Annotated in this window: 13 protein-coding genes and 1 tRNA gene; 8 read left to right on the top strand and 6 right to left on the bottom strand. The window is 52.1% G+C overall.

What is annotated here, in order from left to right; all coding sequences use genetic code 11:
* Positions 1-205: 205 nt before the first annotated feature.
* Positions 206-293, bottom strand: a tRNA-Ser gene (locus QNN86_RS06275).
* A gap of 143 nt (positions 294-436) precedes the next feature.
* Positions 437-2,065: an ABC transporter substrate-binding protein gene (locus QNN86_RS06270; protein WP_117341737.1), complete on the bottom strand. Its 1,629-nt coding sequence runs from the start codon at positions 2,063-2,065 to the stop codon at positions 437-439.
* Positions 2,066-2,336: 271 nt separating this feature from the next.
* Here QNN86_RS06270 and yccA point away from each other — a divergent pair, with 271 nt between their 5' ends.
* Both yccA and tusE read left to right on the top strand, forming a co-directional pair.
* Positions 2,337-2,996: an FtsH protease modulator YccA gene (gene yccA, locus QNN86_RS06265; RefSeq protein ID WP_096757630.1), complete on the top strand. Its 660-nt coding sequence runs from the start codon at positions 2,337-2,339 to the stop codon at positions 2,994-2,996.
* A gap of 88 nt (positions 2,997-3,084) precedes the next feature.
* Positions 3,085-3,414 (top strand): sulfurtransferase TusE, encoded by a 330-nt coding sequence (gene tusE, locus QNN86_RS06260; protein ID WP_096757631.1) that lies wholly within the window; start codon positions 3,085-3,087, stop codon positions 3,412-3,414.
* On the opposite strand, the gene yccX is transcribed toward tusE, so the two are convergent.
* A complete protein-coding gene (gene yccX / locus QNN86_RS06255) occupies positions 3,411-3,692 on the bottom strand; it encodes an acylphosphatase (protein ID WP_096757632.1) in 282 nt (93 codons plus the stop codon). The two genes, tusE and yccX, sit on opposite strands and share 4 nt — an antisense overlap.
* 94 nt (positions 3,693-3,786) lie before the next feature.
* Here yccX and rlmI point away from each other — a divergent pair, with 94 nt between their 5' ends.
* Both rlmI and hspQ read left to right on the top strand, forming a co-directional pair.
* A complete protein-coding gene (gene rlmI, locus QNN86_RS06250) occupies positions 3,787-4,977 on the top strand; it encodes a 23S rRNA (cytosine(1962)-C(5))-methyltransferase RlmI (RefSeq protein WP_096757633.1) in 1,191 nt (396 codons plus the stop codon).
* A 57-nt stretch (positions 4,978-5,034) separates the two neighbouring features.
* Positions 5,035-5,352, top strand: coding sequence for a heat shock protein HspQ (gene hspQ / locus QNN86_RS06245; RefSeq protein ID WP_005123508.1), 318 nt, complete (start codon positions 5,035-5,037; stop codon positions 5,350-5,352).
* Between the two features lie 49 nt (positions 5,353-5,401).
* Here the strand turns inward: hspQ and QNN86_RS06240 are convergent, their stop codons facing one another.
* Entirely contained in the window at positions 5,402-5,815 is a 414-nt protein-coding gene (locus QNN86_RS06240) for a CoA-binding protein (protein ID WP_096757634.1), read from the bottom strand.
* A 172-nt stretch (positions 5,816-5,987) separates the two neighbouring features.
* Here QNN86_RS06240 and csgI point away from each other — a divergent pair, with 172 nt between their 5' ends.
* On the top strand, positions 5,988-6,650 hold the full coding sequence (gene csgI / locus QNN86_RS06235) for a curli synthesis inhibitor (protein WP_414210780.1): 663 nt from the start codon (positions 5,988-5,990) through the stop codon (positions 6,648-6,650).
* 93 nt (positions 6,651-6,743) lie between these two features.
* Entirely contained in the window at positions 6,744-7,202 is a 459-nt protein-coding gene (mgsA, locus tag QNN86_RS06230; RefSeq protein WP_115258915.1) for a methylglyoxal synthase, read from the top strand.
* A gap of 30 nt (positions 7,203-7,232) precedes the next feature.
* Here mgsA and helD read toward each other — a convergent pair whose 3' ends face one another.
* Positions 7,233-9,287, bottom strand: coding sequence for a DNA helicase IV (helD, locus tag QNN86_RS06225; RefSeq protein WP_414210779.1), 2,055 nt, complete (start codon positions 9,285-9,287; stop codon positions 7,233-7,235).
* Between the two features lie 125 nt (positions 9,288-9,412).
* On the opposite strand from helD, the gene QNN86_RS06220 reads away from it, so the two are divergent.
* Both QNN86_RS06220 and yccS read left to right on the top strand, forming a co-directional pair.
* Positions 9,413-9,859 carry a YccF domain-containing protein gene (locus QNN86_RS06220; RefSeq protein WP_096757638.1) on the top strand — a complete coding sequence of 149 codons (447 nt, stop codon included), beginning with the start codon at positions 9,413-9,415 and terminating at the stop codon, positions 9,857-9,859.
* Between the two features lie 18 nt (positions 9,860-9,877).
* Positions 9,878-12,040, top strand: a complete 2,163-nt coding sequence (gene yccS / locus QNN86_RS06215) for a YccS family putative transporter (RefSeq protein ID WP_279277040.1) — start codon at positions 9,878-9,880, stop codon at positions 12,038-12,040.
* Here yccS and QNN86_RS06210 read toward each other — a convergent pair.
* Complete coding sequence (locus tag QNN86_RS06210) at positions 12,009-12,623, bottom strand: TfoX/Sxy family DNA transformation protein (RefSeq protein ID WP_181619032.1); 615 nt, start codon at positions 12,621-12,623, stop codon at positions 12,009-12,011. The two genes, yccS and QNN86_RS06210, sit on opposite strands and share 32 nt — an antisense overlap.
* Between the last annotated feature and the right edge of the window lie 4 nt (positions 12,624-12,627).

The raw sequence follows: 12,627 nt of genomic DNA, 5'->3' as shown, positions 1-12,627 counted from the left end.
ACACAAACAGAGGTTTACTGTCGCAAACACGTTATCTCGGTCAATCCTGGCTCGACGTGTTGGCGACAGGACTCGGTTTCATGGGGTTAAGCCACGGCTTACATGACTAACACGCTGAATCTGTTTGCCTGACACGTTAAATGCCGCAACCAGAACCGAATAAAACGAAAAAACCCAAGTCGCATAACGACTTGGGTTTCGTATTTGGCGGAAGCGTAGAGATTCGAACTCTAGAACCCTTTCGGGTCGCCGGTTTTCAAGACCGGTGCCTTCAACCGCTCGGCCACGCTTCCAATGAGGCGCACTATAAACATCCCGAACGGACCTGTAAAGCACCAATGTGTTCGTTTGCCTGAAAAACAGTCAAAATATTGTTAATCGACTGAAATAACAACAGATTGAACGTTTATTCAGCACAAATATGCTCTTCTGCCACTTAGTGTTTTTTGATGAACATATCTTTGGTGTAGTAATAGCCCCGGTTATCCGGCGCAAATCCCCCTACCCACGGCTTCACCAGATGTGCGCGAACATAGTGATAAATCGGAATGGCTGGCACATCCTCAGCCAAAAGCGCTTCCGCCTGCTGATAATACTTGCCACGTTCTTCCACTGAACCTGCTTTCGCCGCATGACTCATCGCCTCATCATAGGCAGGGTTGCTGTACTGGGTCGTGTTCTCACTATCGCCGGTACGGAAAATATTCAGGAAGCTTGAAGCATCATCGTAATCAGCGATCCACGCATAGCGCACCACATCAAAATTACCGGTGTGCATGGTGTCCAGCATCGTTTTCCACTCCTGGTTTTGCAGCGTCACCTCGACACCCAAATTTTTCTTCCACATCGACGATGCCGCAATCGCAATCCGCTGATGCGTTTCGAAGGTGTTGTAGAGCAAATTTAATGAAAGCGGATGTTCAGGGCCAAAACCGGCTTCTGCCAGTAGTTTTTTCGCTTCCGCAATACGTTTATCCCGCGGCCACGACGCGTATTCTGGCGCGGATAACGTCACCCCGCCAATTTCAGGCTGGCTGATAACCCAGGCTTCCCGCTGCCCCTGCCCCATCACCTTTTGGGCAATGATGTCTTTATCCAGCGCCATATTCAGCGCCCGACGCACGCGCGAGTCGTTAAACGGCGCCCGGGTCGTATTAAACTGGTAGTAATAGGTTGATAACAACGGTGAGACGTGAAGCTCATTACCCATTGTTTTTTTCAACTGGGCAAACTGATTCACCGGCACGCTCAAAACAATATCGATTTCACCGGCCTTGTAGCGGTTAACATCTGCCGCTTCTGAGCTAATAGGCAGATAAGTGACTTTATCAATGACCGTGTGCGCGTTATCCCAGTAGTGCGTATTGCGCACCGCGACAATTCGCTCGTTCACCACCCACTGCGACAGTTCGTACGGTCCACTGCTGACAAAATGCTCTGGTCGGGTCCACTTGTCGCCATAACGGCCAATCAGTACCTTATCCAGCGGTACCAGTGACGGGTGCGCCAGCATAGCCAGAAACGCCGCCGTCGGTTGCGTCAGGGTAATTTCCAGCGTGGTATCATTCAGTGCTTTTACACCCAGCGTGGTGGGGTCTTTTTTCCCCTGTGCGATATCGACAGCGTTGGCCACATGCATGTTGCCAAGGTAAGAGGCATACGGTGAAGCTGTTTGCGGTGAAACCAGACGCTGCCAGCTCCAGACAACATCCTGTGCGGTAATGGCAGAGCCATCAGACCAGGTAATACCCGGTCGTAAATGAAAGGTCCAGATGGTGTTATCTTTATTCTCCCAGGATGCCGCCAGTCGAGGCTCGATAGCCCCATCCTGACTGACGGCAACCAGACCGTCGAACATATCGCTGATTAAAGTAAATTCAACGTTGCTTTCAACTTTATGCGGATCCAACGATGCAGGTTCACTCCCGTTATTTCTCACCAGTTCCTGTTTTTCGGCCAATGTTGTTCCTGCAGGAACATTGGCAGCCCATACCGCACCGTTTATCGATATCAAACAGGCGGTCAACAGCGAAAACGTAAATACCTTCGATTTTTGTTGAGTCATTCCCTGCACCTTATTGTTCTGTTTTATGATGACACCGCAGTCACTCTTAAAGGGATGTAGGGGATAACGCAATATTTTTCAGTTACCTATCAGATATCGATCTGACATTTTCAAACATTAAGTGGTAACATCTGATTCAGGCACTTTTGCTGAAATAAAATGCTTAAGTCTGGCGGGTTAAAATGCGTAAAGATGGGTAAAACCGCTGTGTCATTACCCGCGATTTCATTATCCTCCGTCATTAATTACATCTGTCATAAGAGAGTGACTCATGGATCGTATTATTAGTTCATCGCGCGACCGTACATCGCTACTCAGCACGCATAAAGTGCTGCGTAATACCTATTTTCTGCTTAGCCTGACGCTGGCGTTTTCTGCCATCACCGCAACGGCTAGCACCGTGCTGATGCTGCCATCCCCGGGTCTTATCCTGACGCTGGTCGGTATGTATGGCCTGATGTTCCTGACCTATAAAACGGCAGATAAGCCGGTCGGTATTCTGTCAGCTTTCGCCTTCACCGGCTTCCTGGGCTACATTCTGGGACCGATGCTGAATGCCTACTTGTCTGCGGGCATGGGTGATGTCATCGGTATGGCGCTGGGCGGTACCGCGCTGGTCTTCTTCAGCTGTTCTGCCTACGTGCTGACCACCCGTAAAGACATGTCCTTCCTCGGCGGTATGCTGATGGCGGGTATCGTGGTGGTGCTGATTGGTATGGTTGCCAATATTTTCCTGCAGTTGCCGGCTCTGCATCTGGCTATCAGCGCGGTGTTTATTCTGATTTCTTCAGGCGCTATCCTGTTCGAAACCAGCAATATCATCCGTGGCGGTGAAACCAACTACATCCGTGCAACGGTCAGCCTGTATGTGTCGCTGTACAACATCTTCGTCAGCCTGCTGAGCATTCTGGGCTTCGCCAGCCGCGACTAAGTTGTCAACTCGCATTATCCAGCCCCGCTTATGCGGGGCTTTCTTTTTTGCTAAACTGCCGCCAGTTTGACTAACGCAGTGAAGGATTATGTTGATCTTTGAAGGTAGAGAAATCAGTACCGACAGCGAAGGCTATTTAAAAGACACTACCGAGTGGAGTGAGCCGCTGGCCGCTGCCATTGCCGAAAACGAAGGTATTACCCTGACGCCCGAGCATTGGGAAGTGGTGCGCTTTGTACGCGAGTTTTATCTGGAGTTTAATACGTCTCCGGCAATCCGCATGCTGGTAAAAGCGATGGCCAACAAGTTTGGCGAAGACAAAGGTAACAGCCGTTATCTTTACCGTCTGTTTCCGAAAGGTCCGGCTAAACAGGCAACCAAAATCGCGGGCCTGCCTAAACCGGTAAAATGTATTTAATAGCGGATACTAAATCCCTTTAAATCATCGCCAGGACGGTGGGGTTCGCTGAGAATTCTGTCTACCCTGGCGCTACGCGGGCCCCCAGCCTTTAACCACCTCATCAGTTGTTCCACCTGGTCGCTTTCGCCGCAGGCGACAATCTCTACGCTACCGTCATCCATGTTCTTTGCGTATCCGGTTAATCCCAACCGTTGTGCTTCATGCTGAGTGGTGTAGCGAAAACCCACGCCCTGTACCCGGCCGTGAACCCAGGCAATGATGCAGACTTTAGACATTACGGTTCTCCTTATCATCGCGTTGCGCGTTGCAAATCCTCGAAAAACTCAGGACAATGGCGCCCATTTCTTTGAATCGACAGAATAGCAAATTATGAGTGTACGTTTAGTGTTAGCCAAAGGGCGCGAAAAATCATTACTTCGCCGCCATCCGTGGGTATTTTCTGGTGCCGTCGCCCGTATGGAAGGTAAAGCCAGCCTGGGTGAAACCATCGATATTGTTGACCATCAGGGTAAATGGTTAGCACGCGGAGCCTGGTCACCGGCGTCGCAGATCCGTGCACGCGTCTGGACATTCGACAAGTCCGAATCCATTGATATTGACTTCTTCACCCGCCGTTTGCAGCAAGCAAAGACGTGGCGCGACTGGCTGGCGAAGAAAGACGGCCTGGACAGCTACCGTCTGATCGCCGGAGAATCCGATGGCCTGCCGGGTATCACCATTGACCGTTTTGGCCGTTTCCTCGTCCTGCAACTGCTCAGCGCCGGGGCTGAATATCAGCGTGCCGCGCTGATTAGCGCCCTGCAAACGGTGTTCCCTGAATGCGCCATTTATGATCGCAGCGATGTTGCAGTGCGCAAAAAAGAAGGTATGGAGCTGACCCAGGGGCCCGTCACGGGCGAACTGCCTCCGGCCCTGCTGCCGATTGAAGAACACGGCATGAAGCTGTTGGTCGATATTCAGCACGGTCATAAGACAGGTTACTATCTGGATCAGCGTGACAGCCGTCTGGCCACGCGTCGTTATGTACAAGACAAACGTGTCCTGAACTGTTTCTCCTATACCGGCGGTTTCGCGGTATCTGCGCTGATGGGTGGATGCAGCCAGGTCGTCAGCGTTGATACCTCGCAGGAAGCGCTCGACATCGCCAGACAAAACGTCGAACTGAATAAGCTGGATCTGAGCAAAGCTGAATTTGTGCGCGATGACGTCTTTAAACTGCTGCGCGCCTATCGCGATCGCGGTGAGAAGTTTGATGTCATCGTGATGGATCCGCCGAAGTTTGTGGAAAACAAAAGCCAGCTAATGGGCGCCTGTCGTGGCTATAAGGACATCAATATGCTGGCTATCCAGCTACTGAATCCTGGCGGTGTACTGCTGACGTTCTCCTGCTCCGGACTGATGACGACCGATTTATTTCAGAAAATCATCGCTGATGCCGCATTAGATGCGGGTCGTGATGTACAATTTATAGAGCAGTTCCGTCAGGCCGCCGATCATCCGGTGATCGCTACCTACCCGGAAGGGCTGTATCTGAAAGGGTTTGCCTGTCGCATCATGTAACTTGAAAAGTGGAATATTGCCCTTACATAGAGGGTATCTATTTCCCGGGAGGTGACTATGATTGCCAGCAAATTCGGTATCGGCCAGCAGGTCCGCCATTCCCTGTTAGGTTACCTCGGAGTGGTCGTGGATATCGACCCGGAATATTCGCTTGATGACCCGTCACCTGATGAGTTGGCGGTTAACGACGAACTTCGCGCCGCTCCCTGGTATCACGTGGTGATGGAAGACGATAATGGCCTGCCAGTGCATACGTATCTGGCGGAAGCACAGTTGAGCAGTGAGCTACAGGAAGAACATCCAGAGCAACCATCGATGGATGAACTGGCACGGACCATCCGTAAACAGCTTCAGGCTCCACGCCTGCGCAACTGACTTTAGCCGTTGCCGGATGACGATAAACTCATCCGGCAACTGCTCATTCTTATTTCGCCAGCCCCAGTCTCGGGATCTCGATAGCCGGGCAGCGATCCATCACCACAGCCAGACCCGCATCACGCGCCAGCACCGCCGCCGGCTCATTGATCACGCCCAACTGCATCCATAATGTCTTTGCCCCGATGGCAATCGCCTCCTGCGCAACACCCCAGGCCGCTTCTGAATTACGGAAGACATCCACCATATCCACCTTCTCCGGCACATCCGCCAGCGTCGCATACCCTTGCTGTCCCAGTAACGTTTTCCCGGCAACCTTGGGGGAAACAGGAATAACGTGATAGCCCTGATCGAGCAAATATTTCATCACGCGATAGCTGGGGCGGTCGGGTTTATCGCTTGCCCCTACCAAAGCAATCGTGCGGGTGGATGTCAAAATGCCAGCAATATCGGTCTCTTTCATCATCTTCCTCCAGGCTGTTTTGCAAAGTGTACGACAAACCTGACGTTGCAACCATTCATCCCATACCGGCGCATGAGAGCTAAACTGGAAATTATGTCTATATGTTAGTAAACATGATTGTCGAAAACTTTTGATACATCTTACTCAGGTATTTTCTGGACAGGAGAACCCTATGAGAGCCGGCATTGTGACAGCCTTGATTGCCCTGTGTTTGCCGGTATCCGTTTATGCGACCTCACTGCGTCTGTCAAGCGACATTGACCTGCTGGTACTGGACGGAAAAAAAGTCTCCAGCTCATTGTTGCGCGGTGCCGAAAGCATTGAGCTGGAAAACGGTCGGCACCAGCTGGTTTTTCGCGTCGAGAAAACCATTCGCCTGTCCAGCCATGAAGAACGGCTGTATATTTCTCCCCCGTTGGTCATCAGCTTCGATACCCAACTGGTCAGTCAGGTTAATTTTCATCTTCCACGTCTGGGCAACGAGCGTGACGCGGCGCATTTCGATGAAACCCCGCGCGTGGAACTGTTGGATGGTGACGCCATGCCGATTCCAGTCAAGCTGGATATTATGACCATTACGTCCGCGGCGAAAATCGTTGATTATGAACTGGAGACAGAACGCTATAACAAAGCAGCTAAGCATGCTTCATTACCCCAATTTGCCACCATGATGGCAGATGACAGCTCGCTACTCTCCGGCGTTTCTGAACTGGACCGGGTGCCACCTCAATCGCAAACGCTTACCGAGCAGCGATTGAAGTATTGGTTTCAACAGGCCGACGCGCAAACGCGAAGTAACTTCCTGCAATGGGCAGAGAAGCAGCCCCCTTCATGACATTTATGTCCACGTACGCATTTTTTTTGTCTTTCTCTTGCAGCGTCAAGTGCTTCCAGTACTCTGTAACCAGGTTAACTTGGGAGCTGTACTATGGAATTGACGACTCGCACCTTGCCAGCGCGCAAACATATTGCGCTGGTTGCACACGATCACTGTAAAAAGATGTTGATGAACTGGGTTGAACGCCACCAGCCACTGCTGGAACAACACGTTCTCTATGCGACAGGCACAACGGGTAATTTAATCCAGCGCGCGACCGGTATGGACGTTAACGCTATGCTGAGCGGCCCGATGGGCGGCGACCAGCAGGTGGGAGCGCTGATCTCTGAAGGGAAAATTGATGTGCTGATCTTCTTTTGGGATCCGCTCAATGCCGTGCCTCACGACCCTGATGTCAAAGCCCTTCTGCGCCTGGCAACGGTGTGGAATATTCCGGTAGCGACCAACGTGTCGACGGCCGACTTTATTATCCAGTCGCCGAATTTCAGCGACGAGACGGAGATCCTGATCCCCGATTACGCCCGCTACCTGGCTGAGCGCCTCAAATAATAGCCTGCAGGCGGCTGTCGCCGCCTGCTTTCAAGGTTTACGGCTAACTGGCACATCCCGCTGTTTAAGCTCATCGACAAAACACGACGGCGCGTCTTTATTAAACAGCAGCCATACCCGATGCCGTGCACGCGTAAGCGCCACGTAAAGCAAGCGTCTCTCTTCTGCATCAGGAAAATCTTCTACCGCCGGCAGCAGCGCCTCCTCCATAATTGACTCGCGGGCCGGTGCCGGGAAACCATCATTACCGTCATGAAGCCCGACAATAATGACGTAATCCGCCTGCTGCCCTTTACTGGCATGGATAGTCATAAACTCAAGCTGTAGCTTGGGCCAACGGGTCGCCGCCTTCTCCAGGCTGGCAGGTTTCAGATGATGATAGCGCGCCAGTACCAGAATTCGCTCCTCGGCTTTCGCAAAACCAGACAGCTTATCCAGCAGCGCATCCAGCTGGCTTTCATCCAACAGCGTCACCGCTTTTTTGTCACCAACCGTCAGGCTGTTAAGCGGTTTGGCGAGCTGATGCGGGTTTTGCTGAATAAAGCCGTTGGCTACCTCTCCAATACGGCTATTGAAGCGGTAAGTGGTATCCAAATCGCAGCGTTCGCCCTCGCCAAAGGTGTGATGGAAGGCAGTAGTTAACGAAAGCTGTGCGCCACTAAAGCGATAAATAGCCTGCCAATCGTCTCCTACAGCAAACAAGGTGGTCTGTGAATTTTGCTGTCGCAACGCAGCCAGCAACGCTGCGCGCTGGGGGGAAATGTCCTGAAACTCATCAACCAGAATATGTTTCCACGGGCTGATAAAACGCCCCTTTTCCAGAATGACGATGGCCTGATGAATTAGCCCGGAAAAATCAACGGCGTTTTCTTCTTTCAGGGCGCTCTTCCATGCCTTAAGCAACGGCGCCATGAGCTTGATACGTTTACTGAATAGATCGCGAATGTCCTCCGGCGCATTGGCAATCATTTCCGCTTGCGCCCCCCCGTGCATACGCATCAGGCTAACCCAACGATCCAGCCTCGGGGCCAGGCGACGCTGCAGTTTTTCATCATCCCAAAAATTACCTTCAGGTACTGACCACTGCATCTCTTCTTCTAACCATTGCCGCCAGCCTTTGGCCTGCGCCTTTTTCTCACTACACTGCTGACGCCAGGCGGTAATAAAAAGTTTATGGCGCGCGGGGGTATCGTTTTCAAGCTTGCTTACCGTTGGGACCTTTTTACTGCCCTGCTGAATGATGTGCAGCGCCAGCGAGTGGAACGTCCGGGCGGTGATGTCTTCTGTATGCAGTCGCTCACGAATCCGCTCATCCATTTCCTCGGCCGCTTTGCGACCAAACGCCAGCAGCAGAATTTGTTCGGCCACCGCGTCTCCCTTTGCCAGTAGCCAACCTGCACGTGCCACCAGCACAGATGTTTTGCCACTTCCCGCACCCGCAAGCACGAGTAACGATTGCTCACCGTTAACCACCGCCCGGGCCTGAGCCGGATTCAGCGGCGAAGATTCAATCTGCTGGAAGAACTCGGCGTACTCTGTCAGCATTGCGTCGGTATAGGCTTGATTATGCTGCAACCGGCAGGCTTCAATATCCTGCAACCATGCCTGACACTGGCGTATTGCCTCGCGACAGTTGTCAAATTCCTCCAGCCTTTCAACCGGCAGCGGCAGCGCCGCGAACGCACGGCGGATTTGCTGTTGCAGGCCTGCCGTTTGGTTGCGTGTCAGCCATTTATTTTCATGGGTACGGGCCGCAATCGTCTCGAGCTGCTCCTGCAAAACCGTGGCGGCGACCTCGCTCATTTCCTGGCTCCACTGCTGCCAAAGCATGTTGAGATGGCGATGAAAACGCTGAGTTTCTGCCCATTCCGTCCCATGCAGTCGCACAACCTTATCGCCCGGGAGCACAAATTCGAGTTCCCCCCATACGAGACCCCGTTTGCAATGAATAGCCAGTAATTGATTGAATGGAATAAGATACTCGTGACGATCGCCGGAAACTTTAATCCCGGCATTAAGAATAACGGCCCGATCGTACGGGTGTTGCGCCAGACGTTTTCCAATAGAAGTAGCTTTCAGTTCCATAAGGCTTAAGCGGATCCACACGAAGAGGTTTACTTATCAGTGTAACCGCCAGAGAAAACGTGCTCCAGCCCAAAAAAACGTTACAATTGCCGAATACACCAAAAACAAGAGTTAACCGAGAGTTTATGCGTACAGTTCTGAATATTTTAAATTTTGTGCTCGGGGGGTTCGCCACCACCTTAGCCTGGTTACTGGCAACGCTGGTCAGTATCGTGCTTATTTTTACCCTGCCATTAACCCGCTCATGCTGGGAGATAACGCGCCTTTCTCTGTTTCCCTATGGCAACGAAGCGATTCATGTTGATGAACTCAACCCGGCAGGTAAAAATGTTCTTCTGAACACCGGCGGAACATTACTGAATATTTTTTGGCTGATTTTCTTCGGCTGGTGGCTGTGCCTGATGCATATTGTCTCCGGTATTGCCCAGTGCATCACGATTATTGGGATTCCGGTGGGGATTGCTAACTTTAAGATTGCCGCAATTGCACTCTGGCCCGTCGGTCGCCGCGTGGTCTCGGTAGAAACTGCCCGCGCAGCACGTGAAGCCAATGCGCGTCGCCGCTTTGAATAACCAGGACTGATGGCCTTTATGTTAAGTCCTCTGCTCAAACGCTATACCTGGAACAGCACCTGGCTGTACTACGTGCGAATTTTTATCGCACTTTGTGGTACCACCGCGCTGCCCTGGTGGCTGGGCGATGTAAAACTCACCATCCCACTAACGCTGGGCATGGTAGCCGCCGCGCTGACCGATCTCGACGATCGTCTCGCTGGACGCCTGCGTAATCTCATCATTACGTTGATCTGTTTTTTTATTGCCTCCGCCTCCGTCGAACTGCTCTTCCCGTGGCCGTGGCTGTTTGCCATTGGACTCACGCTTTCCACCAGCGGCTTTATTCTGCTGGGCGGATTAGGTCAGCGCTATGCAACGATAGCCTTCGGCGCATTGCTTATCGCCATTTACACCATGCTGGGCACGTCGCTGTACGATCAGTGGTATCAGCAGCCGATACTACTACTCGCCGGGGCTATCTGGTACAACCTGCTGACATTGACCGGACATCTCCTGTTCCCAATCCGTCCATTGCAGGATAATTTGGCGCGCAGCTATGAGCAGTTAGCGCACTATCTGGAACTGAAATCCCGTCTGTTTGATCCCGACATTGAAGATGAAAGTCAGGCGCCACTCTATGATTTAGCGTTGGCCAATGGGCAACTGATGGCGACGCTGAACCAAACTAAGGTGTCGTTGTTGACCCGCCTGCGCGGTGACCGCGGACAGCGTGGAACGCGCCGCACGTTGCACTACTATTTTGTGGCGCAGGATATTCACGAACGCGCAAGCTCTTCACATATTCAGTACCAAACGCTACGCGACCATTTCCGTCACAGCGACGTGATGTTTCGCTTCCAGCGCTTGATGTCTATGCAGGGGCAAGCCTGTATGCAGCTATCACGCTGTATTTTATTGCGCACACCCTACCAACATGACCCACATTTTGAGCGCGTTTTCACCCATATCGATGCCGCACTTGAGCGCATGCGTGCGAGCGGCGCCCCCGCAGACTTGCTCAAAACATTGGGATTTTTGCTCGCTAACCTGCGTGCTATCGACGCGCAACTGGCAACGATTGAGTCCGAACAGGCGCAGGTCATTTCGCGCAATGAGTCCGAGAATCAGCTTGCCGATGACAGCCCACATGGATTCAGCGATATCTGGTTGCGTTTGAGCCGCAATTTCACCCCCGAGTCCGCCCTGTTTCGCCATGCTGTCCGCATGTCGCTGGTGCTCTGTGTTGGTTACGCCATCATTCAGATAACCGGTATGAATCATGGTTACTGGATCCTTCTGACCAGTCTGTTTGTCTGTCAGCCAAACTACAACGCCACCCGACATCGCCTGGCTCTGAGGATTATTGGCACCCTGGTTGGGATAGCGATTGGTTTACCCATTTTGTGGTTTGTCCCCTCTCTGGAAGGGCAGCTGATCCTGTTAGTCATTACCGGCGTGCTTTTTTTCGCCTTTCGCAACGTGCAGTATGCCCATGCAACCATATTTATCACCCTGCTGGTGTTGTTGTGCTTTAACCTGCTGGGTGAAGGCTTCGAGGTCGCGCTGCCGCGAGTCATCGATACGCTGATCGGCTGTGCTATTGCCTGGGCTGCCGTCAGTTTTATCTGGCCAGACTGGCGTTTTCGTAATTTACCGCGAGTCATTGAGCGGGCTACGGATGCAAACTGTCGTTATCTGGACGCGATCCTTGAGCAGTATCACCAGGGGCGTGATAATCGTCTGGCATACCGTATTGCCCGCCGTGACGCGCATAACCGCGATGCGGAGCTTGCTTCCGTGGTCTCGAACATGTCGAGTGAACCTGATGTTACGGCCCAAACGCGCGAAACAGCATTCCGTTTACTGTGCCTAAACCATACCTTTACCAGCTATATTTCCGCCCTCGGCGCTCACCGGGAACAGCTGACTAACCCAGAAGTCCTGGCATTACTGGACGACGCTGTCTGCTATGTTGATGATGCGCTTCATCATCAACCCGCTGACGAGCAGCGCGTATGCCAGGCACTGGAAGGTCTAAAGCAACGGATCCAGCAACTTGAACCGAGCCCGGACAGTAAAGAGCAGTTGGTCGTACAACAGGTTGGATTATTGATTGCGCTGCTACCAGAAATCAGACGCTTACAGCAGCAAATTGCGACGTTACCCTCTAATGCCCCAGTTCAGGCACCAGTGAACTGACCCACTCAACCAGCTCCTGGCGACGAACCGCCGGGAGCGCGGCTTCATGTATCCCACTGATTGCACCCTCAAGCGCATAAAGAATTTTCACCGTCAGCGATGGGTTAATTTGCAAAAGCTTCAGCCAGCACATTTGAGCCCCCAGTGTACGTAATGTACCCTCATCTTTAATTCCGGCTTCACTCAGCAGGGTCTCCAGGTGAAAGGAAATGTTCGGCAGTTCCCGTAACCGGTGTTGCGAAACACGCATCTGTTTTTCTTTTACTGCGGCATCCAGCGAATATCGTGATAAAGACACCAACTGCGGATGGTTTCGCCACAGCGCATCATTAACTTGATAATAGTTGAGTATCACGGGACGTCCCCGCTTCATAAACGTCAACCAGACCGGGGAATGTTTGACACAGTACTGTACACTTTGCTCACAGGCCCGCAGGTATAACTCACCGTTGGCGACCATGGCAAAGACCGTATCGCCCACCGTCAAGCTATAACTGCCAAATAAAGAGCGGTAGCTAATTGTACCTAAAGAGGCCAAATATTCTTGTGATTTATAGATCCTGGCATAAGAGAGGTTTTTCATAAAA

Origin of the sequence: Citrobacter sp. C348 (genome assembly GCF_047467975.1) — a bacterium.
In the GTDB taxonomy this organism is placed as follows: Bacteria; Pseudomonadota; Gammaproteobacteria; order Enterobacterales; family Enterobacteriaceae; genus Citrobacter; species Citrobacter gillenii.
Note: the sequence above shows the minus strand (reverse complement) of the source record. Positions and strands in the feature narration are given on the sequence as shown.